Origin of the sequence: Dactylosporangium vinaceum, from assembly GCF_019904175.1 — a bacterium.
In the GTDB taxonomy this organism is placed as follows: domain Bacteria; phylum Actinomycetota; class Actinomycetes; order Mycobacteriales; family Micromonosporaceae; genus Dactylosporangium; species Dactylosporangium vinaceum.
Genome location: NZ_CP061913.1, coordinates 2,235,042 through 2,259,071, shown reverse-complemented (window position 1 = coordinate 2,259,071; position 24,030 = coordinate 2,235,042). Strand labels below are relative to the sequence as shown.

The following is a 24,030-nucleotide window of genomic DNA, read 5'->3' as shown; positions in this document are numbered from 1 at the left end:
GGGCAGCGCCGAGCCACGACCCGCCAGCACCATGCCGCGCCACGCCCGCGGCAGCACGTCACGCCCGCGCGGCCCCGCGCACCGCACCTCGCGCGACACCGCCCACGCAACGCCCGACAAGCCGGCCGCGCAACGCCCGACAAGCCGCCCGGGCGACACTCGACAGGCCGCCCCGCGCAACGCTCGACAAGCCGCCTGCGCAACTTTCGACGGCCGTCCGGGCGGCGCGAGGCGGTGACGCCGGCTACAAAACGGGCTCGACGCGGCCCCCGGGCCAAAATTGACGGGCAATCGCGGCGCCGCGTGCCTAAGCTTGCGGACGCCATGTCTGAAACGCCCCAGCCGACCAGCCTGAGTGAGCTGCGCGCTCGCCTCGCCGGGTTGATGCCCCAGGACCAGCATCGGCTGCGGCGCCGGATCGACGGGGCCAAGCGCTCGCGCAACGCCCAGGGCATCGCCGAGGCAATCAAGGCCGACGTCGAGCGGGCCGAGCAGCGCGTCGCCGCCCGCAGAGCCGCCCGGCCGGAGATCTCCTACCCGGAGCAGCTGCCGGTCAGCCAGCGCAAGGACGAGATCCTGGCGGCGATCCGCGACCACCAGGTGGTGATCGTGGCCGGCGAGACCGGGTCGGGCAAGACGACCCAGCTGCCCAAGATCTGCCTGGAGCTGGGCCGCGGCGTCAGCGGGCAGATCGGCCACACCCAGCCCCGGCGCATCGCCGCCCGGACCGTCGCCGAGCGGGTCGCCGAGGAGCTCAAGACCGAGCTGGGCGCGACCGTCGGCTTCAAGGTGCGCTTCACCGACCAGTCGTCCGAGCAGACGATGGTCAAGGTGATGACCGACGGCATCCTGCTGGCCGAGATCCAGCAGGACCGGCTGCTGCGCCGGTACGACACGCTCATCATCGACGAGGCCCACGAGCGCAGCCTCAACATCGACTTCATCCTCGGGTACCTCAAGCAGCTCCTCCCCCGCCGCCCCGACCTCAAGCTCATCATCACGTCGGCGACCATCGACCCCGAGCGGTTCTCCCGGCACTTCGGTGACGCCCCGATCGTCGAGGTCTCCGGCCGCACCTACCCGGTCGAGGTCCGCTACCGGCCGCTCGTGGCGCCCGACGAGGGCGAGGACGAGGTCGACCAGTTCGACGCGATCGCCATGGCCGTCATGGAGCTGCAGGACGAGGGCCCGGGCGATGTCCTGGTGTTCCTCTCGGGCGAGCGGGAGATCCGCGACACCGCCGACGCGCTCACCAAGCTGGACCTGCCCAACACGGAGATCCTGCCGCTGTTTGCGCGGCTCTCCTTCGCCGAGCAGCACCGGGTGTTCCAGCCGCACTCCGGGCGCCGGGTCGTGCTCGCCACCAACGTGGCCGAGACCTCGCTGACCGTCCCCGGCATCAAGTATGTCGTCGATCCGGGGACGGCCAGGATCTCGCGGTACAGCCACCGTTTGAAGGTTCAGCGACTGCCGATCGAGCCCGTCTCCCAGGCATCGGCCAACCAGCGCAAGGGCCGGTGCGGGCGCACGTCCGACGGCATCTGCATCCGCCTCTACAGCGAGGACGACTTCAACGCGCGGCCCGAGTTCACCGACCCGGAGATCCTGCGCACCAACCTGGCGTCGGTCATCCTGCAGATGATCGCGCTCGGCCTCGGCGACCTCGGCGCGTTCCCGTTCATCGACCCGCCCGACAAGCGCAACGTCACCGCGGGCGTGCAGCTGCTCGAAGAGCTCGGCGCCCTCGATGACAAGAAGGCCCTGACCCCGCTCGGCCGGAAGCTGTCGCAGCTGCCGGTCGACCCGCGGCTGGCCCGGATGGTCCTGGAGGCCGAGAAGAACGGCGCCGTGCGCGAGGTCATGGTGATCGCCGCGGCGCTGTCCATCCAGGACCCGCGCGAGCGCCCGGCCGACAAGCAGGCCCAGGCCCAGCAGTCGCACGCCCGGTTCGCCGACAAGGACTCGGACTTCACCGGCTTCATCAACCTGTGGAACTACCTGCAGGAGAAGCAGAAGGAGCTCTCCAGCAACCAGTTCCGCAAGCTGTGCCGGGCCGAATACCTCAACTACCTGCGCGTCCGCGAGTGGCAGGACATCTACAGCCAGCTGCGCCAGGTCCTCAAGACGATGGACGTGACGCCCAACGAGGAGCCGGCGGCGGCCTACCCGATTCACGTGTCGCTCCTGGCCGGCCTGCTCTCGCACATCGGGCTGAAGGAAGGGGACAAGAGCGAGTACCTCGGCGCCCGCAACGCGAAGTTCGCCGTGTTTCCGGGCTCTTCCCTGTTCCGCAAGACGCCGCGCTGGGTGATGGCGGCCGAGCTGGTCGAGACGACCCGCCTCTGGGCCCGGGTCGCCGCCAAGATCGAGCCGGAGTGGATCGAGCCCCTCGCCCAGCACCTGGTCAAGCGCCAGTACAGCGAGCCGCACTGGGAGCGCAAGCAGGCCGCGGTCATGGCGGTCGAGCGGGTGACGCTCTACGGCGTCCCGATCGTCACCAACCGCAAGGTCAACTACGGCCGGATCGACCCCGCGCTCTCCCGTGAGCTGTTCATCCGCCACGCGCTCGTCGAGGGCGACTGGGAGACTTCTCACGCGTTCTTCGAGGAGAACCGCCGCCTGCTCGGCGAGGTCGAGGAGCTCGAGGCCCGCGCCCGCCGCCGCGACCTGCTCGTGGACGACGAGACGCTCTTCGACTTCTACGACAACCGGTTGCCCGCCGAGGTGGTCTCCGGCCGGCACTTCGACAGCTGGTGGAAGAAGACCCGCCGCGACTCCCCCGACCTGCTGACGTTCGACCCGGCCATGCTCGTCAACGCCGGCGCCGACCAGATCCGCCAGGAGCAGTACCCCGACGCCTGGGAGCAGGACGGCCGCCGCTTCGCGCTCACCTACCAGTTCGAGCCGGGCCGGGAGGCCGACGGCGTCACCGTCCACATCGGACTGCCGCTGCTCGGCTCGGTCCGCGACGCCGACTTCGCCTGGCAGGTCCCCGGGCTGCGCGAGGACCTCGTCACCGCCTTGATCAAGTCCCTGCCGAAGGCCACCCGCCGCAACTTCGTCCCGGCCCCCGACACCGCCCGCGACGCCCTCCTCGACATGCCGCCCCGGGCCGCCGACCTGCTCGACTCGCTCGAGCTGGCGCTGCGCCGCATGACGGGCGTCTCGGTCCCCCGCGCCGAGTGGGACCTGTCGAAGGTCCCCGAGCACCTGAAGATGACGTTCCGCATCGTCGACGACGCCGGCCAGGTCTTGGGCGAAGGCAAGGACCTGGGTGTACTGCGGGCACGCCTGGCCCCGCGCCTGGAGAAGACGGTCGCCGAGGCCGCCGTGGACGTGGTGCGCAAGGGCACGACGCGCTGGGAGTTCGGCACCCTGCCCCGCCGCCTCGACCGCACCGTCGCCGGCCACACCCTCACCGTGTATCCGGCCCTGGTCGACGAGGGCGAGTCGGTGGCGGTCCAGGCGTTCGACATCCCGGCCCGGCAGGAGTACGAGATGTGGCGCGGCACCCGCCGCCTCCTCCAGCTCACGCTCCCCCCGCCGGCCCGCTTCGTCCAGGGCCGCCTCTCCAACGCCGACAAGCTGGCGCTGAGCCGCAACCCCCACCGCAGCGCCGTCGACCTCCTGGACGACTGCGCCGCCGCCGCCATCGACCAGCTCATGACCGACGCGGGCGGCCCGGCGTGGGACGAGGCCGCGTTCACGGCCCTGCGCGACAAGGTGCGAGCCGACCTGGTCGATCTGACGCTGGAGGTGGTGTCGAGCGTCCGCAAGATCCTGGCCGCGTCGTACGACGTCGAGCAGCGCCTGGCCCGCACGAAGAACCCGCTGCTGCTGCCGGCCCTGACCGACATGCGCGGCCAGCTCGCCAAGCTGGTGTACCGCGGCTTCGTCACCGACACCGGCTGGCAGCGCCTCCCGGACCTGGAGCGCTACCTGCGCGGCATCGAGAAGCGCCTGGAGAAGGTGCCGACCGACACCGGCCGCGACCGCGACCGCATGCTCACGGTCCAGGAGATCCAGAAGGAGTACGACCAGCTCCTGGCCGCGATGCCGATGACGCCGCAGCTGCGCGAGATCCGCTGGATGATCGAGGAGCTCCGGGTGGGCCTCTTCGCCCAGGCTCTCGGCACGGCCTACCCGATCTCGGACGTACGCATCTACCGGGCAATGGACGCCCTCCCGGCCTGACACCGCGCGGCGGCCGGGTCCGGGCTACGGCAGCAGCAGGTTCACGTCCCCGAACTCGTGCCACAGGTAGCCTTCGCGGACCGCCTCGGCGTACGCGGCGGCGAGCACGTCCGGCGCCGACACCGCGGCCAGCAGGTCGAGGTGTGAGGCCCGCGGTTCGTGGAATCCGGTCAGCAGGCCGTCGACGGCGGACACACCCCGCTGCGGGGTGACGATCAGATCGGTGTACCCGCTGCGCGCCACCACCCGGCCGTCCGGCCCGGCCGCGCTCTCCAGCGCCCGCACGGCGGTGGTGCCGACCGCGACGACCCGCCCGCCCGCGGCCCGGGTGTCGTTGACCAGCCGGGCGGTGGTCTCGGCGACGGCGAACCACTCCGGATACGGCCGCTCGTGCGCCTCGGGCGAGGCCACCCCCGTGTGCAGGACAAGCGGTGCGAAGCGCACGCCCGCGGCGACCAGGCGGGTCACGACCCGCTCACTGAACGGCCGGCCGGCGCTCGGCATCTCGGCGCTGCCGGGCTCGCGGGCGAACACGGTCTGGTAGGACGCCAGCGGCCACCGGCGGCGGACGTACGGGTAGCGGATCGGCTCACCGTGCCGGCGCAGGAACTCCGGCACCGGCACCCCGGTGCGCACGGTCGCCGCCCACAGCCGCCCACCGGTGTACGGCTCCTCCAGCGTGACGCTCGCCCCGCCGGGAAGCCGCAGCTCACCGGCCGCGCCAGGGTGCGGGCGCCGGGAAGCGTCGCGGACCTCGACCGCCCATCGCCCGTCGGGCAACCGCGTCGAGAAGTGCAGCCGCAGCGGTACCCCCAGCACTCCCACCGCCGCCGCCAGCGTCCCTGACGTGTTGACGACGAGCACGTCCCCGGCCCGCAGCAGCTCCGGCAGCTCCGTGAACCGCCGATGCGCCACCCCGGCGCCCGACGCCACCAGCAGCCGGACCCCGTCGCGGCCGAGACCGCGCGCCTCCGGCGGCTCGTGCGCCTCGAGCGACGCGGGCAGCGTGAAGTCCAGGACGGCGCTCACAGCTTGATGCGGCCGGACGCGGGCCGGGTCGCGAGGAGGTCGAGGAGCGCGGGCACTACCGACTCGGGCAGCGGGCGGTCGCCGATGTCCTCGCCCGGGAACGCCTCCTGGTGCATCTGCGTGCGCAGGTCGCCGGGGTCGACCCACCACACGCGCAGCTTCGGCTCCTCCGCGGCCAGGACGTTGCTCAGCTGCTCGACAGCGGCCTTGGCGGCGCCGTAGCCGCCCCAGCCCGGGTACGCGCCCGTGGCCGCGTCCGAGCTGATGTTCACGACGGCGCCGCCGTGGTCGCGCAGTGCGGGCAGGGCGAGCTGGGTGAGGGCGAGGGGCGCGACGACGTTCACCTCGAAGACCCGCCGCAGCTCGGCTTCGGGGTAGTCGGCCAGGAACGGCTGCGGGCTCGGGCCCAGGATGCCGGCGTTGTTGACGAGCAGGTCGAGCCGGCCGGTCTCCAGTGCGGTCTCGACGAGCAGCCCGCGGTGCCACGAGTCGGTGACGTCGCCGGGGACGTGGCCGCGCTGGCGGGCGGTGAGGGTGCGCCCGTCGCCGATGACCGTCCAGCCCGCGTCCGTGAGGCCCTCCGCGAGAGCCTTGCCGAGACCGCGTGAGACGCCGGTGACGATGGCGGTTGGCTTGTTCATGGGTCCGACGCTATGGCGCCCCGATCCGGCTGCCATCGGGCCGCGGTCGCGGTGGGCCCGGACCTTTGGACCTAGGACCCGCCCTGCGTACGGTGGTCGGTGTGGGCGAGTGCGATCGCGACGAGCTGCGCGAGGTGAGCGAGGCGGTGCTGGCCGTCACCGCCCACCTTTCGGTGCGCGAGGTCCTGCAGACGATCGTCTCCGCGGCCCGGCGGCTCCTCGGCGCGCAGTACGCGGCGCTGGGCATCCCCGACGGCAACGGCTCGTTCCGCGAGTTCCTGGCCGACGGCCTCACCGCCGAGCAGTGGCGCCGCATCGGCCCCATCCCGCGGCAGCACGGCCTGCTCGGCGCGATGCTGCACGACCCGAACCCGGTCCGCGCGGCCGACATCCGCCGGCATCCGAGCTTCGAGGGCTGGCCCAGCGGCCACCCCGAGATGGTGGACTTCCTCGGGATGCCCATTGTGGACGGTGCCGACATCCTCGGTGAGCTGTTCCTGGCCAACAAGCAGGGCGGGTCGTTCGACGCCGACGACGAGGAGCTGCTGAAGCTCCTGGCCGCGCACGCCGCGATCGCCATCGTCAACGCCCGTCTCTACGAGCGCAGCCGCGAGCTGTCCATTGTGGAGGAGCGGCAGCGGATCGCCCGGGAGCTGCACGACGCGGTGACGCAGAAGCTGTTCAGCCTCCGGCTCACCGCCGACGCCGCGCTCACGCTCATCGCGCGCGACCCGGCCCGCGCGGCCGCGGAGCTGGACGTGGTCCGGCGGCTGGCCGCCGAGGCCACCGCCGAGCTGAAGTCCATCGTGGTCGGTCTGGGCCCCGTCGACCTGGCCGGGGACGGCCTGGCCGCGGCGCTGCGTCGGCAGATCGAGCTGCTCGAGCGGGTACAGGAGGCGCGGGTGTCCTTGGCGATGGACCCTGTCCCGCGACTGCCGGCGGCGTCCGAGGAGGCCGCCTACCGGGTGGCGCAGGAGGCGCTCCACAACGCGCTGCGCCACGCGGCCGCGACCCGGATCACCGTCGAGCTCCGCCGCACGCCCCAGGGTGTGACGCTCACCGTCGCCGACAACGGCCGCGGCTTCTCGACCGCCGGCCGGCAGGGCCGCCTCGGCCTGATCTCGATGCACGAGCGCGCCCGCGCGGTGGGCGGGCGGCTGCTGATCCGCTCGGCGCCGGGTGAGGGCACGACCGTGACCATGGAGGTGCCGGTTGCCTGAGCCCATTCGCGTCCTCGTCGTCGACGATCATCCGGTGGTACGGCAGGGATTGCGCACGTTCCTCGATGTGCAGGACGACATCGAGGTGGTCGGCGAGGCCTCCGACAGCACGTCCTGCGTGGCCGAGGCGGCGCGCACCGATCCGGACGTCATCCTCCTCGACCTGCGCATGCCCGGCGGCGACGGCGTGCAGGCCCTGCACGCGCTGACGGCGGCCGCGGCCCGGGCCCGGGTCCTGGTCATCACCAGCTTCACCGAGCCGGCCGCGGTGCTGCCGGCCGTGCGCGCGGGCGCCGCCGGCTACGTGTACAAGGACGTGGACCCGCCGGCGCTGGCCGCCGCCATCCGCGCCGTGCACGCCGGGCACGTCCTGCTCAACCCCGAGGTGGCCCGCCTGCTCACGGAGGCGGGCCCGGCGGATGGCGTGCGGCTGACCGCCCGCGAGCGCGAGGTCCTGGCCGAGGTCGCCCGCGGCCGCTCGAACCGTGAGATCGCCCGCGCCCTGAACCTGGCCGAGAAGACCGTCAAGACCCACGTGAGCGCGATCCTGACCAAGCTCGGCGTCCAGGACCGCACCCAGGCCGCCCTGTACGCGGTGCGCCACCACCTCGGCTGATCAGCCGGCCAGCGCCTCGTCCAGGATGGCCAGGCCGCGCTCCAGCTCCTCGTCGGTGCTCGTCAGCGGCGGCGCGATGCGGAACGTGCCGCCCATGCCGGGCAGCTGGACGACGTTCATGTGCAGGCCCAGCTCCAGGCACCGCCGGGTGACCGCGGCGCCCAGGCTGTCCGCGCCGGTCTTCGTGGCCCGGTCGGTCACCAGCTCGAGGCCCTGCAGCAGGCCGCGGCCGCGCACGTCGCCCACGGTCTCGTGCCGGGACTGCAGCTCCAGCAGGCCACGCCGCAGCCGGTCGCCGAGCTCGGCCGCGCGCTTGACGAGGCCGTCGCGCTCCAGGATGTCCAGGACGGTGTTGCCGACCGCGGCGGGCAGCGGGTCGTTGACGTGGGTCGTGTAGAAGAGGAAGCCGCGCTCGTACGCCGCCTGCTCGATCTCCTCCGACGTGACAACGGCCGCCAGCGGAAGCCCGGCGCCGAGGGTCTTGGAGAGCGTGATGATGTCGGGGACGATGCCGTCGCGCTCGAAGGCGTACCAGGTGCCGGTCCGGCCCAGGCCGGTCTGGGCCTCGTCGAGGATCAGCAGCATGCCCCGCTCCCGGCACTTCTCGTGCAGGCGGCGGAGGTACCCGGCAGGCGGCTCGATGACGCCGCCCGAGCTCAGGATCGGCTCGACCAGGCAGGCGGCGGGCGCACCGGAGGACTGGGCGTCGAACAGCGCGAACCCGGTGTCGAGCTGGCGCTCCCAGTCGAGCGAGCCGTCGGGCCGGGTGAACTCGGGCCGGTAGCCGTCCGGGGCCGGGATGGCGAAGTTGCCGGGTGAGGGCGGGCCGTAGCCGCGCCGGCCGGCGCTGTAGGTGGCGCCGGCCGCGGCCTGGGTCATCCCGTGCCAGGAGCGGGCGAACGACACGATCTCGTATCCGCCGGTGACAAGCTTCGCCATGCGCACGGCCGCCTCGTTGGACTCGGCGCCGGTCGTCAGCAGCAGCGTCTTGGACAGCGGCGCCGGCAGCGACTCGGCCAGCCGCCGGGACAGCTCGACGACCGGCCGGGACAGCATGCCGCTGAAGAGGTGGTCGAGCTCGCCGACCTGCCGCCGTACGGTCGCCACGATCTCCGGGTGCGAGTGCCCGAGGATCGCACTCATCTGCCCCGACGTGAAGTCGAGGATCCGCCGGCCGCTCTCGGTGACGACGTAGCTGCCCTCGGCCCCGACGATGATCTCGGGTGTGAACACCCCGCCGTAACGGACCACGTGCCGCTCGACGTCGCTCCAGAAGTCCGCCATGCCCCGACGCTACGGCCGTGCGGTGTGCAGCTCCAGCTCACAATTGCGGACAGCCTGTTCGGTAACGTAGAACAACGGCATGCTCGACCCGTGGCGGCTGAAGTTGCTCGCCGACCTGGCCGCGCTCGGCACGGTCCGCGCGGTCGCGCAGGCCGCCCACCTCAGCCCGTCGACGGTGTCGCAGCAGCTCGCAGTGCTGGAGCGGGAGGCCGGGGCCCGGCTGTTCGAGCGGGCCGGCCGCCGCCTGCGCCTGACCGAGGCCGGCCGGACCCTGGCCCGGCACGCCCGCACGATCCTGGATCAGATGGAGACCGCGCGGGCCGAGCTGGCCGGCCTGGACGCCACCGGCCGCCTGACGATCGGCGCGTTCACCAGCGCCGTCAACACCTTCGTCGTGGCCGCCATCCACCGGCTCCGCTCCACCGCTCCCGGCCTGCGCGTCGACCTGCGCGAGCTCGACCCGACCGAGGGGGTGCCGGCCCTGCGCCGGGGCGCGTGCGACGTAGCCGTGACCGCCGACCTCTTCGACGGCACCGCACCCGTGGACGCCGACGTGATCCACACCCCGCTGACCACCGACCGCGTGGTCCTGGTGACCGCCGCGACCACCAGCCGGGTCGCCGACCTGCCGGACTTCGCGGACGCGCTCTGGTCCGCCGAGCGCCCGGGATCGTGGACCCACGACCTGATCACCCGGGCCGGCCGCCGCGCGGGCTTCGAGCCGGACCTGACGGCGCTGTTCTCCTCCTACGGCCCGCTCCTGGCCCACGTCGAGGCCGGCCTCTCGGTGACGCTGCTGCCCGAACTGGCCGTCGACGCGCGCTACAACGTGACGGCCCACCCGCTCCGCGACCCCCTGGAGCGCCGGATCACCGCGGCCGTCCGGGCGTCCTCCGTCACCCGCCCCGCAATCGCCACCGCCGTCGCCGCCCTACGCGCAGCCGCTCCCCCGCCGGCACCCTGACGGCCCGGCCGGCCGGGCGACTGCCCCGCGCCCTCGTCACCGGCGCCCGACTCCCGCCGCCGCCCGTCGTGCTCGTGGGCCGGGCGAGAGCGGTGCGGGGACGGTCAGTGGGCGGCGGCTGGTTGGGCCGGTTCGTGCTCGGGGGCGGGTTCGGGGTCCTCGCGGGCTCGGGGTGGCAGCAGGAAGCACAGCGCGGTGGCGGCGGCCAGGAGAGCCAGCTCCAGCCATAGGACGCGGTGCAGTGAGCCCCAGGAGAAGTACGCGGTGCCGAGCGTGGCGACACCCATGGCCCCGCCGATCTGCTGGGCGGCGGTCAAGGTGCCGGACGCCGAGCCCAGTTCGTGAGGGTCCACGGCGGCCAGCACCAGATCGAAGTACGGGGTCATCGACGCGCCCATGCCGAAGCCCAGCACCAGCAGCGCCGGCAGGAGGGGCCACGGCGAGGTCGAGGTGCCGGTCGCGGCGAGCGTCACCAGGAACGCGGCGACGCCGACGGCGATGACCGCGACGCCGCCGACCAGGACCTTCCGGCCGCCGAAGCGGGTGTTGAGGCCGTAGGCGGCTATTGCGCCCAGCGCGGTGCCCAGAGCCCACGGCGCCTGGGTGAGGCCGGCGCGGACGGGGGTGTAGCCGCGGCCCAGCTGGAGGTACACGCTGAGGATGAGCGAGAGGCCCATCATGCCGGCGAACAGGATCAGGCCGACGACGAGGCCGGCGTTGAAGCGGCGCTTCGCGAGCAGGGACGGCTCGACGAGCGGCGTGCGGCCCGCGCGGACGCGGCGGCGCTCGTAGCGGGCGAAGAGCCACAGGGCGGGCGGCGACGCGGCCATGGCGGCCCAGCACCACGCCGGCCAGCCCAGCTCGCGGCCCTGGACCAAGGGGTAGACGAGCAGCAGGAGCGCGCCGGCCAGCAGCGCGGTGCCGGGGAGGTCCAGGCGCAGGCCGGCGTCGCGGTCGTCGTTTCGGGGCAGCACGAACGCGGCGCCCGCCAATGCGGCCAGGCCGATCGGCAGGTTGATCAGGAAGATGGCCCGCCAGCCGGTGCCGAAGAGGTCGGCGTCCACGAGTACGCCGGCCAGGATCGGGCCGCCGACCGCGGACAGGCCCATCACGGGGCCGAACGCGCCGAACGCGGCACCGAGCTTCTCCGGCGGGAACGCGGCCTTGATCAGGCCCAGGCCCTGAGGGATCAGGACGGCGCCGCAGAGGCCCTGCAGGACCCGGAACGCGACGAGCCAGGCCGGGCCGGGCGCGACCGCGCAGAGCAGGGACATGAGCGTGAAGCCGGCCGCACCGGCCAGGAACATGGGGCGGCGGCCGAAGATGTCGCCCAGCCGGCCGCCGGTGACGAGGCCGATGGCGAAGGCAAGGGTGTACCCGGCCGCGAGCCACTGCAGGAAGGCGGTGCCGCCACCGAGGTCGGCCCGGATGGACGGGCCCGCGATGGCGATGATCGTCGCGTCGAGCAGGTCCATCACTTCGGCCGCGAGGACCACGGCGAGTACCAGCCAATGTTTGGAACGCTGTTCGTTTTTCACGAACATCGTTCTACATTCGAACGGTGTTCGCGTCAAGCGAGAAGTCAGTACGATGTCGAGGTGCCGTCTGCCGACATCCCCGCGCCACCGTGGCGGGCGCCGAAGAAAGCGCATGCCGCCCGCCAACCCCTGAGCGCGGAGGCGGTGCTGAGCACCGCCCTGCGCCTCGTCGACCGCGACGGGCTCGACGCGGTAAGCATGCGCCGGGTGGCGCAGGAGCTGGGGACCGGCGCGGCCTCGCTCTACGCATACTTCGCCAACAAGGACGAGCTGCTGGAGCAGCTCCTCGACCGGGTCGTCGGCGAGATCCCGCTACCGCGCGCGGACGCGCACGACTGGGTGGCCGAGGTCAAGAGCAGCTGCTTCGCCAGCCGCAACGTGTTCGCGGCCCATCGCGACCTGGTGCGGGTGGCCCGGGCCAACATCCCGACCGGGCCCAACTCGCTGCGGTACACCGAGGCGATGCTGGCGGTGCTGCGGGGGGCGGGTATTCCCGACCGGATCTGTGCGTGGAGCATGGACCAGATGTCGATGGTCATCGTCGCTGACGCTCTCGAGCAGGCCGTCCACGCCGACCTGGGCCGGCAGAGCGAGGCCGACGCCGAGCCGTACCTCAACCAGGTCCGTGACTACTTCGCGAGCCTGCCCGCCGACGAGTTCCCCAACCTGGTCGCCCTGGCCCCCACAATGATCGAGGGCAGCGGCGACGACCGCTTCGCCTTCGCCCTCGACCTGATGCTCGACGGCCTGGCCCGGCACGCCCGCCCCGGCGGCGGTGCGGCATGACGGCGATCGTGGGCCTGGTCCACCAGGGCACCGTGTACATCGGCGGCGACAGCGCGGGCGCCTCGGGCTGGAGCCTGACCGTGCGGGCCGACTCGAAGGTGTTCCACAACAACGGGTACCTCTTCGGCTTCACCACGTCCTTCCGCATGGGGCAGCTGATCCGGTACTCCCTCAAGCCCCCGAAGCCCGTCGGTGACATCGAGCGGTTCATGGCCACCCGCTTCATCGACACGGTCCGCGAGTGCCTGAAGGCGGGCGGCTGGGCGCGCCGGGACAGCGAGCGCGAGGAGGGCGGCACGTTCCTGGTCGGCGTCAAGGGCCGGCTGTTCACCGTGCACGACGACTACCAGGTCGCCGAGGCGGCGGACGGTTATGCGGCGGTCGGCGTCGGCGACGAGATCGCGCTCGGCGCCCTGTTCGCGACCGCGCAGTCGCGGATGGCGCCGCAGCGGCGGGTGGAGACGGCACTGCGGGCGGCCGAGCGGTTCAGCGCCGGGGTGCGCGGCCCGTTCGTGTGCCTGTCCCAGCCGCCGGGTGTCATCGCGGGCGGCTAAAGCTTTCGAACGGAAGCATTTGCCGTACGGTGTTGCCCATGACGTTCTCGATCGTCGGGCGCTCGGCCGACGGGCAGTCCCTCGGTGTGGCCGTGGCCAGCAAGTTCCTCGCCGTCGGGGCGGTCGTCCCGGCCGCCGTGAGCGGCGTCGGGGCCCTCGCGACGCAGGCGTTCGCCAACCTGGCGTTCCGCGAGCAGGGCCTGGCACTGCTGCGCACCGGCACCGCCGCCGCCGACGTCATCGCCGGCCTGGTCGCCGCCGACCCGGGCCGCGCCCAGCGCCAGGTGGGCGTCGTCGCCCCGACCGGCCCGGGCGCGTCCTACACGGGCCCGGAGTGCTTCGCGTGGGCGGGCGGGGTGACCGGCGACGGCTACGCGATCCAGGGCAACATCCTGACCGGCCCCGAGGTCGTCGCCGAGATGGAGCGCGCCTGGCTGGCCGGCTCCGCCCTCTCCCTGCCCCGCCGCCTGCACGCCGCACTGGCCGCGGGCGACGCCGCGGGCGGGGACAGCCGCGGCCGGCAGAGCGCCGCCCTCTACTCGGTACGCCACGGCGCCGGCTACGGCGGAGCGACCGACACCGAGATCGACCTGCGCGTCGACGACGACCCCGATCCGGTGGGCCGGATGTCACAGTTAATAAGCCTTTGGGAGTTGTACTTCACCAAGCCCGACCCCACCACCCTCCTCCCCCTCGTCGACGACCTGGCCCACGAGGTACACGAGCGCGTGACAGCACTCGGCTACACCTCCCTGGCCGCCTGGGCCGGCGTCGAGAACCTCGAGGAGCGCCTGGCCGACGGCGCCATCGACCCCTTGGTGCTGGAGCAACTGCGCGCCGCAAAGCCCAAGCCATGACCCCCACCGACCCGCCCGACCTCCCGCCTTTCTGACCACCGCAGAGCCCTCGACAGACGCACCCGCCGCCGACCCGACCGGGCAAAGACGCACGCAACCACGCGCCACACCACCGATGCCCGCTTCGGCCGACCCCGCTTCGGCCGACCCCGGTTCAGCCGACCCCGATTCGGCCCGGCGCCGTCTGGACGGCACCGTCCAGACCCGGCTTCGGCCACACCGTTTGGACAGCACCGTCCGGACACACGGCTTCGGCGGCACCGTCTGGCGCACGGTTCGGGCAGTGCAGTTTCGGCAGCACGGTCTGGGGCGGCACGGTCTGGGCGACGAACGACCGAGCGGCACGCGACCGAGCAACGCGACCGAGCGGGCGACGTCGGTGAGGCGACGGGCGGGCGGCTTGGGGTGGGGTCGGGTGGCGTGGGACGGAGGGGTGGGTTGGGTTGGGTGGGAGAGCTGGGGTGGTGTGGGTCGAACTGGTGCTGGTTGCGGGTTAGCCCTGGCGCGGGGTGGGAACAAGGTGGGTACGGGCGAGAGGAGAAACCATGACGTCCACCCTGAACGACCGCCCGGCCGTGGCGCCGGCGTTGCATGTTGCTGATCGGGGCACTGCGTCCACGGCCGAGCTCGTGAAGCTGGCCGCCGAGCAGGTCTCCACGCTGGTACGCGACGAGCTGAAGCTGGCTCAGATCGAACTCACCGAAAAGGGTAAGCGCGCCGGTCTCGGTGTCGGGATGTTCGGCGGGGCCGGGGTTGTCGCGCTGTACGGCGTCGGGGCGATGCTGGCGGCGCTCATCATCGGGCTCGCCGCGGTCATGCCGGCCTGGCTGGCCGCGCTGATCGTCGGTGTTGCGCTGTTCGCGGTGGCGGGCGTGCTGGCGCTCGTCGGGAAGCGCCAGGTCAAGCAGGCCGTCCCGGCCATGCCGCAGGAGACGGTGGCCAGCGTGAAGGCCGACGTCGACACGGTGTCGGCGTCGATCAAGCACTACACCAACAACGGCCACAACGGGAGCACCCGATGACCGCGACCGACTCGCAGCACAGTGCGAACGGCCACACCACGAACGGCCACACGACCAACGGTCACACCACGAGCGGCAACACCGCGAGCGGGCACAGCCACACCCCGTCGACCCCGGAGGCGCTGCGGGCCGAGATCACCCGGACCCGGGCCGGGCTCGGCGAGACCGTCGAGGCGCTCGCGGCCAAGGCCGACGTGAAGGCCCGCGCCCAGGAGGCCGTGCACACCACTGTCGAGAACGCCAAGGATCGCGTGTCCTCGGGGGTCGAGGCGGCCAAGCTGCGCGTGCGGGAGGGGGCCGAGCAGGTGGCGGTCAACGCCGCGTACGCCGGCCGGGAGCTGCGGACGCATCCCAGGACGGCGCTGCAGAGCGGGATGCGGCGGCTGCTCGACTCGGCCCGCGAGCACCCGGCGCCGTGGATCGTCGGCTCGGCCCTGCTGGTGCTGGCCGGGCTCGTCGGCTACCGCAGCCGCCAGGAGACGATGTGAACAAGATCCTGTACAAGCCGTTCAGCATCGCCTTCAGCGTGGCCGGCGGTATTGCGGCGGGCATCGTGTTCAAGCAGGTGTGGAAGCGGATCTCGGGCGAGCCGGAAGCGCCCGAGGCCACCTCGCAGGAGTACGGCTGGGGCGAGGTCCTCGCCGCGGCCGCCCTGCAGGGAGCGATCTTCGCCGTGGTCAAGGCCGCGATCGACCGCGGCGGGGCGGCGGGTGTGCGCCGCCTCACCGGCGAGTGGCCCGACGACTGAGCTCGCCTGCCAGGCTAGGGAACCGGCGACAGAAGACCCCAGCTGCGGATGCGGGTGGGATGCAGACGAATGAGTTCGCGGCTGAGGCCGGAGTGCAGAGGGTCCACATCGGACAGCGCTTCGGCCTCGCCGCGTATCTCGATGCCGCGGACCTGCCACGGCGAGTGCGACACGATGTCGTCGACCACGAAGCTGACCTTCGGGTTGGCCCGGACGTTGGCGAACTTCCTGCTGGCGCCCAGGTTGTGGCCGCCGATGTCGATGGTGCCGAGCGCGGCGTTGAGGGCGAAGCCGACCGGGTTGTTGTGCGGGTAGCCGCCGGGCAGGATCGTGGCCAGGCGCCCCAGCCTCTGTGAGGCCAGGTACGCCTGCTCCACATCACTGAATTCGAGCATGCCTGCAAGCGTGCAACCTCAACCGCCGTTGAGGTCAATGCAGGAGCGGCCGCGCCCGGTCGCGCACGTCGGCGTAGACCTTGCGCACGCCCGACTCCTCCGTTGCGGCCGCGTCCACCGCGGACACCGGCCAGTCCGGCGCCTCCGCCGCACCGCTGAGTGCCCAGGCCGCCTGCCGAGCCGCCCCCAGGGCCACGTACTCCCCCGGCGAGGGCACGCTGACCGGCACCCCGAGCAGGCCCGCGGCGATCGACCGGACGGCCGGTGAAGCGGCCGCCCCGCCGATGAGCAAAACCCGCTGCACCTGTACTCCCAGACCCCGCACAGCATCCAGCCCGTCGGCCAGACCGCAGAGCATGCCCTCGTACGCGGCCCGCGCCAGGTTCTGCGGGGTCGCATTTCCGCGCGTGAGCCCGTTGAGCAGCCCGCGCGCGTCGGGCAGGTTGGGCGTGCGCTCCCCGTCCAGGTACGGCAGCAGCGTCAGTCCCCCCGCCCCCGGCTGCGCGGCCAGCGCCAGCTCGGCGAGTGCGGACAGCGACACCCCGAGCAGCCCGGCCACGGCGGTCAGCACCCGGGCCGCGTTCATCGTGGCGACGAGCGGCAGGTGGTGCCCTGTCGCGTCGGCGAACCCGGCCACGGTGCCGCTCGGATCGGCGACCGGCGCCGCCGAGACCCCGAACACCGTGCCCGACGTGCCGAGCGACACCACCAGGTCACCGGGGCGCAGGCCCAGCCCGAGCGCGGCCGCCATGTTGTCGCCGGTGCCCGCGGCCAGCAGCGCGCCCGCGGCGGTCTCGCCGACCACCTCGGCCGGGCCGGCGACGCGCGGGAGCGCGAGGTCGCGCCCGAACGCCAGGCGCACCAGGTCGGTCCGGTAGGCGCCGGTCGCCGCAGACCAGTACCCGGTGCCGGAGGCGTCGCCCCGGTCCGTGGTCGGCTCCCCGCCGTCCGCGCGGAGGCGGTGGGTGATCCAGTCGTGCGGCAGCATGACCGACGCCGCCCGGTCGGCCACGGTGGGCTCGTGCCGGGCGACCCAGCGCAGCTTGGTGACGGTGAAGCTGGCCACCGGCACCAGGCCGACCGCCTCGGCCCAGCCGGCCGCGCCGCCGGGAAGCTCGGCGATGAGGTCCTCGGCCGCGCCGGCGGAGCGGGTGTCGTTCCACAGCAGCGCGTCGCGGACGACCTCACCGGCCTCGTCCAGCAGCACCATGCCGTGCTGCTGGCCGCCGACGCCGATCGCCGCGACGCCGTCGAGCAGGCCGCCCGCCGTCGCCTCCTGGAACGCCGTCCACCAGTGCGCGGGCGCGACCTCCGTGCCGTCGGGGTGCCCGGCGCGGCCCTCCCGCACGACCGCACCGGTGTCCGCGTCGCAGACCACCACCTTCGTCGACTGGGTGGACGTGTCCACCCCCGCGACAAGGGTCATGAACGAACCCCGAGGAGGTGCTCCATCGCCAGCTGGTCGAGCACCTCGAACGCGCTGCCGCGCGCCGCGAGCTTGTCGACGTCGAACTCCTCCTCGCGCAGCGACGCGATGGTCTCGCCCTCGGCCAGGGTCGGCTGCTGCAGCTCGTCGACGCGCGCGTCGGCGAGGGCGGCGACCACCTCCGGGTCGGCCCGGAACGCCCGGACCTTCTCGCGCAGGATCAGGTAGTTGCGCATGCAGGCGGCCGCGGTCGCCCAGACGCCGTCGTAGTCCTCGGTGCGCGGGGGCTTGTAGTCGAAGTGGCGGAAGCCGGTGTAACCGCCGGTCTCCAGCACGTCGACGGTCCAGAACGCGCCGCGCAGGTTGCCCGCGCCGAAGCGCAGGTCCTGGTCGAACCGCGGGCCGTGCTGCCCGTTGAGGTCGATGTGGAACAGCTTCCCGTGCCACAGCGCCTGGGCGATGCCGTGGGCGAAGTTCAGGCCCGCCATCTCCTCGTGGCCGACCTCGGGGTTGAGGCCCACCCGGTCGGGCTCGTCGAGCGTCGAGATGAGCGCGAGGGCGTGGCCGATGGTCGGGAGCAGGATGTCGCCCCGGGGCTCGTTGGGCTTCGGCTCAATGGCGAAGCGGATGTCGTACCCCTGCTCGCGCACGTATTGGCAGAGCAGGTTGAGTCCTTCGCGGTACCGGTCGAGGGCGGCCGCCACGTCCTTGGACCCGCCGGACTCGGCGCCCTCGCGCCCGCCCCACAGGACGTAGGTCTCCGCGCCCAGCTCGGCGGCCAGGTCGATGTTGCGCAGCACCTTCTTGAGGGCGAAGCGGCGCACGGCGCGGTCGTTCGACGTGAACCCGCCGTCCTTGAAGATCGGGTGGCCGAACAGGTTGGTGGTGACCATCTCCACCCGGACGCCCGTCTCGTTCAGCGCGTCCTTGAACCGCGAGATGAGCTTGTCGCGGGTCGCGTCGTCGCTGCCGAACGGGAACAGGTCGTCGTCGTGGAACGTGACAGCGGCCGCGCCGAGGTCGGACAGGCGGTGGACGGCCTCGACGGAGTCCAGCGGCGCGCGCGTCGGGCCGCCGAAGACGTCCTGGGCCTGCCAGCCGACGGTCCAGAGTCCGAAGGAGAACTTGTCTTCGCGCTGGGGCTGGTAATCGTTCATGAAAAACCTCTTCGGAGGGCGGGGTGTAGGCGGGTTGCCGCACACGTTACGCCGCGTCGGGGGGTTTGTTCAAGAACAGAACTAACCTCGTTTCAGGCCCGGAAAACCACCCGGTAGTACGTCTCCGAGTGCTGCAACGCCAGCAGTACCGCGCCGCGCACCTCCGCGTCCGCGCCCAGCTTCGAGGCCCGGATCTCGACCCCGCGCAGCGCCGGGGCCAGGGCGTGCTTGGCCGCGGCGGCCCGCAGCGGGTCCATCAACAGCTCGCCGATGGCGGCCAGCCCGCCCCCGACGACGACAAGCGCCGGGTTGTACGCGTTGATGAGCCACGACGCCGCCAGCCCTAGGTGCTCGCCGACCTCCGCGATGACCTGCCGGGCCACCGGGTCGCCGGCGCGCGCGGCCGCCGTCACGTCCCGGGCGTCGTAGCCGTCGAGCCCCGCCCGGCGGGCCGCGCGCACGATCGCCGGGCCCGACGCCACCGTCTCCAGGCAGCCGACCTTGCCGCAGTTGCAGGGCTCGGTGTTGCCCGGCACCGCGTTGTGCCCGATCTCGCCCGCGGTCCCGCCGACGCCGTGGAAGACCCGGCCGTCGGAGAGCACGCCCGCGGACAGGCCGGTCCCGGTGTACAGCAGCGCGAGGTCGCCCACCCGCTCCCCCGCGCCCTCGAGGTTTTCGGCCACGGCCGCGGCCTGGCCCGCGTTGTGGACGTAGACCGGCGCGTCGTCGAGCGCGGCCGCCAGGAGGTCGCGGACCGGCACGTCCCGCCAGCCGAGGTTGGGGGCCAGCAGGCAGATGCCGGTGTGGAAGTCGGTGAGCCCGGGCAGGACCGCGCCGACCGCCGCGATCTTCGCGCCCGGCAGCCCCGCGCCGGCGATCGCGTCCTTCGCCTCGGCGGCGACCTGCGCGAGTACCACCGCCGGGGTTTGATCTTTGGGGGTCGGCAGTTCGCGGCGGGCGACCTCCTCGCCCGTCGCGTCGCCGATGGCGATGGTGGTCCGCCGGGCGCCGATGTGCACGCCGACGACCAGCAGCGAGCGGGCGTTGAACTCGAGCAGGATGGGCGGGCGGCCGCCGCTGACCGCGGTGGAGCCCGGCCCGATCTCCCGGACCAGGCCCTCGGCGATCAGCTCGTCGACGATCGCCGACACGGTGGGCTTGGCCAGCGTCGTCGAGCGCGCGATGCTCGCCCGCGACACCGGGCCGCCCTCCTTGACCAGGGCCAGCACGAGCGAGCGGTTGACCTCGCGCATGACGTTGTGGTCGGCGCCCCGCCGTGGTTCTTCCGTCCGCATAATCCGACAACGCTACCCCGGCGATCACGCCGGAGCGGCGACCGTACATATTGGTATAGGACACCAATGCCATCAGCCCGGCCGGAAAGGCAGGAGTTCGATGCACATCTCGGCGCGCGGGGACTATGCGGTTCGTGCCTCGCTCGGGCTCGCCGCGGCCTATCCCGCGGTGGTGTCGGCCGCAGGCCTGGCCGACGAGCAGGACATGCCACGCAAGTTCCTCGAGGCGGTGCTGGGTGACCTGCGCCGCGCGGGTCTGGTCCGCGGCCAGCGCGGGGTCGACGGCGGCTACGTGCTGACCCGGCAGCCCTCGGAGATCATGGTCGGCGACGTGCTGCGCGCGGTCGACGGGCCGCTGGCGGAGGTGCGCGGCGTGCGCCCGGAGGAGGCCATGTACTCCGGAACCGCCGAACACCTCCAGCAGCTCTGGGTCGCGGTGCGGGCCGCGGTGCGCAACGTGCTCGACGAGGTCAGCCTGGCCGACGTCGTGCGCGGCCGGATGCCCGCGCACGTGCGCCGGCTGACCACGCCCCCGGCCGCCTGGCAGCCGCGCTGATCCGCGGTTTGGCTTTCTTGGGCGGTTCGCGGCCCTACCCTCGGGTTATGTCGAAAGCGCACGACCCGTACCTGCAGGCGGCCGAAGGCTTCCTGCACAGCATCCGCGCCGAGCTGGACATGGCCGACGACCTGGAGATGGACCGCACGCTGCGGGTGACGCAGACGTACGCGCTGGTGAGCATCGCCCGCTCCCTCAACGAGCTCATCGAGCGCAGCGACGGCCGGGGCGAGCACGACGCCCTGCTTGCGTCAGCCGCGGCTCTGCAGAGCTAACCCCCGCACGTAGCCGGCGACCGTCGCGTCGATGTCGGCCAGCTCCGCCTCGGTCACGGCCAGGCCCGGTTCGACAAGGGCGGCCTTGAGCTCGCCGAGCAGCTCCCGCAGGTGGCGCTCGGCCGCTTCGGCCTGCGGCCGCACGCCGGCGGTCACGACCGTGACGGCCGGAATGTCCCTGAGCCCTTCGGCGGGCAGCTGGTCGATGAGGACCTTGAGCACACCCGTGTAACTTCCCTTGTACGTCGGGGTGGCGACCACGAGCAGGCTCGCCCCGCGCAGCGCGGCCACGGCCTCGGCCACCGCCGCGTCGCCGGGCTGGAGCAGCCCCACGCCGAGCTCGGCGACGTCGACGGTGCGCGGCTTCGCCGGCCCGATCCGCTCGGCGAGGGCCGCACCTACCGCGTCGGCGAGGTGCCGCGTCCGCGAGCCGGGTCTGGGGTTCCCTGAGACGACAACGATCACGCGCCGATCCTATCCCCTATTTTTCCGATAGGAAATAGCGTCCTTGGTGGACGGGCCTACACCCAGGCGCGAGGGTCGGCAACCAGGTCGCGGACCCGCTCCGGCAGCTCGCCGGTGACGACGTCCTCGATGGTGACCGTCTCCAGGATCAGGCGCTCGTTGGCCCGCAGCGCGATCCAGACGTCCTGGAGGGCCTGGGCGGCACCGTGGTATCCGAGATCCTCCGGCCGCTGCCCCCGCACGTTGGCGAGCGGGCCGTCGATCACCCGGATGATCTCGGCGAGGGAGATCTCGGCGGCCGGGCGGGCGAGCCGGTATCCGCCCTCGGGTCCGCGCTGGGCGACGACGACCCCGCCGCGGCGCAGCTGGAGCAGGATGCTCTCCAGGAACTTCGGCGGGATCTGCTGGGCGGCGGCCAGCCGGTCCGCGGTCACCAGCTTGCCGTCGGTCGACGAGGCCGCCAGCTCCGCCACCGCGCGCAACGCGTAATCCACTCGGGCCGAAAGGCGCATACCCCTATCCTCCCACGCCAGCCGCCGCTGTCTTCAGCCGCCGACCGTGCCGCCCGGCCGCCCGCGCGGCGCGTCAGACCGGCGTGATCGGCACCTCACGCTCAGCCACCCACGCGGCGCAGCAGCCCCTCCTGCACGGTGGTCGCGATGTGTCGGCCGTCGAGCGTGAACATCCGGCCGGTGGCCAGCCCGCGGGCGCCCGAGGCGGAGGGGCTGACGGTGTCGTACAGGAACCACTCGTCGGCGCGGAACGGGCGGTGGAACCACATCGCATGGTCGAGGCTGGCCCCGATGAACCCGCCCGGGCCCCAGACCGCGCCGTGCGCCGAGAGGATCGAGTCGAGCAGCGTGAGGTCGGAGGCGAAGGTGAGCACGCACGTGTGCAGGACCGGGTCGTCGGGCAGCTTGCCGTCCAGGCGCATCCACACCCGCTGGCGCGGCTCGGCCGGGCGGTCACCGGCGGGCACCCAGCCGGGCTCGCCGACGTAGCGCAGGTCGATCGGGCGCGGGAGGACGGCCCAGATGCCGGCCCGGTCCTCGTACTTCGCGAACCGCTCGGCCATCGTCGGCACCTCGTCGGGGGCGGGCACGTCGAGCGGGGCGGGCTCGGCGTGGTCCAAGCCCTCTTCCTGGCGGTGGAACGACGCCGACATGAAGAAGATCACCTTGCCGTGCTGCTGCGCGACCGATCGGCGCACCGAGAACGAGCGCCCGTCGCGGATGTTCTCCACGGCGTACGTGATCGGCTCTTCGGGGTCGCCGGGCCTGACGAAGTACCCATGCAGGGAATGCACTGTTCTTGTGCGCTCGACCGTGCGACCGGCGGCGACCAGGGCCTGGGCGGCGACCTGACCGCCGAAAACACGCTGGGGGCCGACCGGCGGGCTGACGCCCTGAAACCGATCGTCCCCCAGCGCCTCGAGATCGAGCAGCCGGACGAGGTCGTCCACCGCAACTTGTCCGTTCACACGGACAACTTACTTGCTCAGCTGAGCGCACCCAGCTGGTGGACCCGCAGGGTGTTCGTGGAGCCCGGGGTGCCGGGGGGCGAGCCGGCCACGATGACCACGTCGTCGCCCGGCGAGAGCCAGGGCAGCCCGACGAGGGCCAGGTCGACCTGCTCGAACATCTCGTCGGTGTGCTCCACGTAGGGCACGTCGAACGTCTGCACGCCCCAGCTGAGGGTGAGCTGGTTGCGAACCGTGGGCTCCGGGGTGAACGCCAGCAGCGGCAGCTCGCAGTGCAGGCGGGCCAGGCGGCGCACGGTGTCGCCGCTCTGGGAGAACGCCACCAGGGCCTTCGCGCCGATGTTGCGCGCGATGTTGGAGGCGGCCGAGGTCAGCGCGCCGCCCCGGGTGCGGGGGTCGTGCTGCAGGCGCGGCACGGTCAAGGCCCCACCCTCGGTGGTGGCCACGATGCGGGCCATCGTCGCGACGGTCAGGATGGGGTACTTCCCGACGCTCGTCTCCCCCGACAGCATGACGGCGTCGGCGCCGTCGAGCACGGCGTTGGCGACGTCGGACGCCTCGGCCCGGGTCGGCCGCGCGTTCTCGATCATCGAGTCGAGCATCTGGGTCGCGACGATGACCGGCTTGGCCTGCTCGCGGCACAGCTGCACGGCGCGCTTCTGGACCAGCGGCACCTGCTCCAGCGGCATCTCGACACCGAGGTCACCGCGGGCGACCATCACGCCGTCGAACGCGCTGACGATCGACTCGAGGGCGGCGACCGCCTCGGGCTTCTCGACCTTCGCGATGACCGGCCGGCGGATGCCCTCCTCCTCCATGATCTCGTGGACGAGCTTGATGTCGTCAGGCGAGCGCACGAAGGACAGCGCGATCCAGTCCGCACCGAGGCGCAGCGCGAAGCGCAGGTCCTCGGCGTCCTTGTCGGACAGGGCGGGCACGCTCACGGCCACGTTCGGCAGCGAGATGCCCTTGTTGTTGGAGACCATGCCGCCCTCGGTCACGAGGACGCTGATGTCGTTGCCGTTCACGGCGGTCACCTCGACGGCGACCTTGCCGTCGTCGATGAGCAGCCGGTCGCCGGCCTTGACCTCCTGCGGAAGCTTCGTGTAAGTGCACGAGACCCGGTCCTTGGTACCGAGGATCACGTCACTCGTGATGACGGCGGTGTCACCGTTCTTCCACTCATGCGGCCCGTCGGCGAACTTGCCGAGACGGATCTTGGGCCCCTGGAGGTCCGCGAGAATGCCCACGGGGCGGCCGGCGCCGATGGCGGCCTCCCGAACGAGGTTGTACACCGAGGCGTGGTCCTCGTGGCTTCCATGGCTGAAGTTGAGCCGCGCGACGTCCATTCCGGCGTCGACAAGGCCACGGAGCCGCTCAGCCGACGCAGTGGCCGGGCCGAGCGTACAGACGATTTTGGCGCGTCGAGTCACACTCTGAGGCTAGCCCTTCCTTCACGGGGCGTATCCGCTGCCCCGGCCCTGGCCCCATCAGTTGAGACGCCGTCCACCGGCGGTTCACTGAGGTC

General features: G+C 72.6%; 24 protein-coding genes. 12 read left to right on the top strand and 12 right to left on the bottom strand.

Features of this window, described 5'->3' with window-relative positions; translation table 11 throughout:
• Nucleotides 1-324: 324 nt before the first annotated feature.
• Complete coding sequence (gene hrpA, locus Dvina_RS09785) at nucleotides 325-4,194, top strand: ATP-dependent RNA helicase HrpA (protein ID WP_223102135.1); 3,870 nt, start codon at nucleotides 325-327, stop codon at nucleotides 4,192-4,194.
• Between the two features lie 24 nt (nucleotides 4,195-4,218).
• Here hrpA and Dvina_RS09780 read toward each other — a convergent pair whose 3' ends face one another.
• A complete protein-coding gene (locus Dvina_RS09780; protein ID WP_223102134.1) occupies nucleotides 4,219-5,223 on the bottom strand; it encodes an S-adenosylmethionine:tRNA ribosyltransferase-isomerase in 1,005 nt (334 codons plus the stop codon).
• Nucleotides 5,220-5,864 (bottom strand): SDR family NAD(P)-dependent oxidoreductase, encoded by a 645-nt coding sequence (locus tag Dvina_RS09775; protein ID WP_223102133.1) that lies wholly within the window; start codon nucleotides 5,862-5,864, stop codon nucleotides 5,220-5,222. Before Dvina_RS09775 ends, Dvina_RS09780 begins: the two co-directional genes overlap by 4 nt.
• 101 nt (nucleotides 5,865-5,965) lie before the next feature.
• Between Dvina_RS09775 and Dvina_RS09770 the strand changes: the two genes are divergently transcribed.
• Nucleotides 5,966-7,084, top strand: coding sequence for a GAF domain-containing sensor histidine kinase (locus Dvina_RS09770; RefSeq protein WP_223102132.1), 1,119 nt, complete (start codon nucleotides 5,966-5,968; stop codon nucleotides 7,082-7,084).
• Nucleotides 7,077-7,700, top strand: coding sequence for a response regulator (locus tag Dvina_RS09765; protein ID WP_223102131.1), 624 nt, complete (start codon nucleotides 7,077-7,079; stop codon nucleotides 7,698-7,700). Before Dvina_RS09770 ends, Dvina_RS09765 begins: the two co-directional genes overlap by 8 nt.
• On the opposite strand, the gene Dvina_RS09760 is transcribed toward Dvina_RS09765, so the two are convergent.
• Nucleotides 7,701-8,984, bottom strand: coding sequence for an aspartate aminotransferase family protein (locus Dvina_RS09760; RefSeq protein ID WP_223102130.1), 1,284 nt, complete (start codon nucleotides 8,982-8,984; stop codon nucleotides 7,701-7,703). It abuts the gene before it with no gap.
• A 79-nt stretch (nucleotides 8,985-9,063) separates the two neighbouring features.
• On the opposite strand from Dvina_RS09760, the gene Dvina_RS09755 reads away from it, so the two are divergent.
• Nucleotides 9,064-9,948: a LysR family transcriptional regulator gene (locus Dvina_RS09755; protein ID WP_223102129.1), complete on the top strand. Its 885-nt coding sequence runs from the start codon at nucleotides 9,064-9,066 to the stop codon at nucleotides 9,946-9,948.
• 104 nt (nucleotides 9,949-10,052) lie between these two features.
• Here the strand turns inward: Dvina_RS09755 and Dvina_RS09750 are convergent, their stop codons facing one another.
• Entirely contained in the window at nucleotides 10,053-11,486 is a 1,434-nt protein-coding gene (locus tag Dvina_RS09750; RefSeq protein WP_246656120.1) for an MFS transporter, read from the bottom strand.
• 60 nt (nucleotides 11,487-11,546) lie between these two features.
• On the opposite strand from Dvina_RS09750, the gene Dvina_RS09745 reads away from it, so the two are divergent.
• From Dvina_RS09745 to Dvina_RS09720, 6 genes are all read left to right on the top strand, one after another.
• The gene (locus tag Dvina_RS09745; protein ID WP_223102127.1) at nucleotides 11,547-12,272 is read left to right on the top strand and encodes a TetR/AcrR family transcriptional regulator; all 726 of its coding nucleotides are present in this window, start codon (nucleotides 11,547-11,549) and stop codon (nucleotides 12,270-12,272) included.
• A complete protein-coding gene (locus Dvina_RS09740) occupies nucleotides 12,269-12,826 on the top strand; it encodes a hypothetical protein (RefSeq protein ID WP_223102126.1) in 558 nt (185 codons plus the stop codon). The genes Dvina_RS09745 and Dvina_RS09740 overlap by 4 nt, the downstream gene beginning before the upstream one ends.
• 38 nt (nucleotides 12,827-12,864) lie before the next feature.
• Nucleotides 12,865-13,683: a DUF1028 domain-containing protein gene (locus Dvina_RS09735; RefSeq protein WP_223102125.1), complete on the top strand. Its 819-nt coding sequence runs from the start codon at nucleotides 12,865-12,867 to the stop codon at nucleotides 13,681-13,683.
• Between the two features lie 545 nt (nucleotides 13,684-14,228).
• Nucleotides 14,229-14,705 carry a phage holin family protein gene (locus Dvina_RS09730; protein WP_223102124.1) on the top strand — a complete coding sequence of 159 codons (477 nt, stop codon included), beginning with the start codon at nucleotides 14,229-14,231 and terminating at the stop codon, nucleotides 14,703-14,705.
• Complete coding sequence (locus Dvina_RS09725) at nucleotides 14,702-15,193, top strand: DUF3618 domain-containing protein (protein WP_223102123.1); 492 nt, start codon at nucleotides 14,702-14,704, stop codon at nucleotides 15,191-15,193. The genes Dvina_RS09730 and Dvina_RS09725 overlap by 4 nt, the downstream gene beginning before the upstream one ends.
• Nucleotides 15,190-15,453, top strand: a complete 264-nt coding sequence (locus Dvina_RS09720; protein WP_223102122.1) for a DUF4235 domain-containing protein — start codon at nucleotides 15,190-15,192, stop codon at nucleotides 15,451-15,453. The genes Dvina_RS09725 and Dvina_RS09720 overlap by 4 nt, the downstream gene beginning before the upstream one ends.
• Before the next feature lie 14 nt (nucleotides 15,454-15,467).
• Here Dvina_RS09720 and Dvina_RS09715 read toward each other — a convergent pair whose 3' ends face one another.
• The 4 genes from Dvina_RS09715 to Dvina_RS09700 form a co-directional block, all read right to left on the bottom strand.
• Nucleotides 15,468-15,848 carry a PPOX class F420-dependent oxidoreductase gene (locus Dvina_RS09715; protein WP_223102121.1) on the bottom strand — a complete coding sequence of 127 codons (381 nt, stop codon included), beginning with the start codon at nucleotides 15,846-15,848 and terminating at the stop codon, nucleotides 15,468-15,470.
• A 34-nt stretch (nucleotides 15,849-15,882) separates the two neighbouring features.
• A complete protein-coding gene (gene xylB, locus Dvina_RS09710) occupies nucleotides 15,883-17,274 on the bottom strand; it encodes a xylulokinase (protein WP_223102120.1) in 1,392 nt (463 codons plus the stop codon).
• Nucleotides 17,271-18,431, bottom strand: coding sequence for a xylose isomerase (xylA, locus tag Dvina_RS09705; RefSeq protein ID WP_223102119.1), 1,161 nt, complete (start codon nucleotides 18,429-18,431; stop codon nucleotides 17,271-17,273). Before xylA ends, xylB begins: the two co-directional genes overlap by 4 nt.
• A gap of 92 nt (nucleotides 18,432-18,523) precedes the next feature.
• Nucleotides 18,524-19,726, bottom strand: a complete 1,203-nt coding sequence (locus tag Dvina_RS09700) for an ROK family transcriptional regulator (RefSeq protein WP_223102118.1) — start codon at nucleotides 19,724-19,726, stop codon at nucleotides 18,524-18,526.
• Nucleotides 19,727-19,826: 100 nt separating this feature from the next.
• Between Dvina_RS09700 and Dvina_RS09695 the strand changes: the two genes are divergently transcribed.
• Together Dvina_RS09695 and Dvina_RS09690 are read left to right on the top strand one after the other, a co-directional pair.
• The gene (locus Dvina_RS09695) at nucleotides 19,827-20,282 is read left to right on the top strand and encodes an RrF2 family transcriptional regulator (protein ID WP_223102116.1); all 456 of its coding nucleotides are present in this window, start codon (nucleotides 19,827-19,829) and stop codon (nucleotides 20,280-20,282) included.
• A 47-nt stretch (nucleotides 20,283-20,329) separates the two neighbouring features.
• The gene (locus Dvina_RS09690; RefSeq protein WP_223102115.1) at nucleotides 20,330-20,557 is read left to right on the top strand and encodes a hypothetical protein; all 228 of its coding nucleotides are present in this window, start codon (nucleotides 20,330-20,332) and stop codon (nucleotides 20,555-20,557) included.
• Here Dvina_RS09690 and Dvina_RS09685 read toward each other — a convergent pair.
• The 4 genes from Dvina_RS09685 to pyk form a co-directional block, all read right to left on the bottom strand.
• Nucleotides 20,534-21,022: an NADPH-dependent FMN reductase gene (locus tag Dvina_RS09685; RefSeq protein WP_223102113.1), complete on the bottom strand. Its 489-nt coding sequence runs from the start codon at nucleotides 21,020-21,022 to the stop codon at nucleotides 20,534-20,536. The two genes, Dvina_RS09690 and Dvina_RS09685, sit on opposite strands and share 24 nt — an antisense overlap.
• A gap of 56 nt (nucleotides 21,023-21,078) precedes the next feature.
• On the bottom strand, nucleotides 21,079-21,534 hold the full coding sequence (locus tag Dvina_RS09680; RefSeq protein WP_223102112.1) for an RrF2 family transcriptional regulator: 456 nt from the start codon (nucleotides 21,532-21,534) through the stop codon (nucleotides 21,079-21,081).
• Between the two features lie 101 nt (nucleotides 21,535-21,635).
• On the bottom strand, nucleotides 21,636-22,502 hold the full coding sequence (locus Dvina_RS09675; protein ID WP_223102110.1) for an acyl-CoA thioesterase: 867 nt from the start codon (nucleotides 22,500-22,502) through the stop codon (nucleotides 21,636-21,638).
• 17 nt (nucleotides 22,503-22,519) lie between these two features.
• Complete coding sequence (pyk, locus tag Dvina_RS09670) at nucleotides 22,520-23,935, bottom strand: pyruvate kinase (protein WP_223102109.1); 1,416 nt, start codon at nucleotides 23,933-23,935, stop codon at nucleotides 22,520-22,522.
• Nucleotides 23,936-24,030: the final 95 nt, after the last annotated feature.

Coding starts and splice junctions, on each gene's coding strand:
- hrpA (WP_223102135.1), top strand. CDS start 325: ATGTCTGAAACGCCCCAGCCGACCAGCCTGAGTGAGCTGCGCGCTCGC.
- Dvina_RS09775 (WP_223102133.1), bottom strand. CDS start 5,864: ATGAACAAGCCAACCGCCATCGTCACCGGCGTCTCACGCGGTCTCGGC.
- Dvina_RS09760 (WP_223102130.1), bottom strand. CDS start 8,984: ATGGCGGACTTCTGGAGCGACGTCGAGCGGCACGTGGTCCGTTACGGC.
- Dvina_RS09755 (WP_223102129.1), top strand. CDS start 9,064: ATGCTCGACCCGTGGCGGCTGAAGTTGCTCGCCGACCTGGCCGCGCTC.
- Dvina_RS09740 (WP_223102126.1), top strand. CDS start 12,269: ATGACGGCGATCGTGGGCCTGGTCCACCAGGGCACCGTGTACATCGGC.
- Dvina_RS09735 (WP_223102125.1), top strand. CDS start 12,865: ATGACGTTCTCGATCGTCGGGCGCTCGGCCGACGGGCAGTCCCTCGGT.
- Dvina_RS09730 (WP_223102124.1), top strand. CDS start 14,229: ATGACGTCCACCCTGAACGACCGCCCGGCCGTGGCGCCGGCGTTGCAT.
- Dvina_RS09725 (WP_223102123.1), top strand. CDS start 14,702: ATGACCGCGACCGACTCGCAGCACAGTGCGAACGGCCACACCACGAAC.
- Dvina_RS09715 (WP_223102121.1), bottom strand. CDS start 15,848: ATGCTCGAATTCAGTGATGTGGAGCAGGCGTACCTGGCCTCACAGAGG.
- xylB (WP_223102120.1), bottom strand. CDS start 17,274: ATGACCCTTGTCGCGGGGGTGGACACGTCCACCCAGTCGACGAAGGTG.
- xylA (WP_223102119.1), bottom strand. CDS start 18,431: ATGAACGATTACCAGCCCCAGCGCGAAGACAAGTTCTCCTTCGGACTC.
- Dvina_RS09700 (WP_223102118.1), bottom strand. CDS start 19,726: ATGCGGACGGAAGAACCACGGCGGGGCGCCGACCACAACGTCATGCGC.
- Dvina_RS09695 (WP_223102116.1), top strand. CDS start 19,827: ATGCACATCTCGGCGCGCGGGGACTATGCGGTTCGTGCCTCGCTCGGG.
- Dvina_RS09690 (WP_223102115.1), top strand. CDS start 20,330: ATGTCGAAAGCGCACGACCCGTACCTGCAGGCGGCCGAAGGCTTCCTG.
- Dvina_RS09680 (WP_223102112.1), bottom strand. CDS start 21,534: ATGCGCCTTTCGGCCCGAGTGGATTACGCGTTGCGCGCGGTGGCGGAG.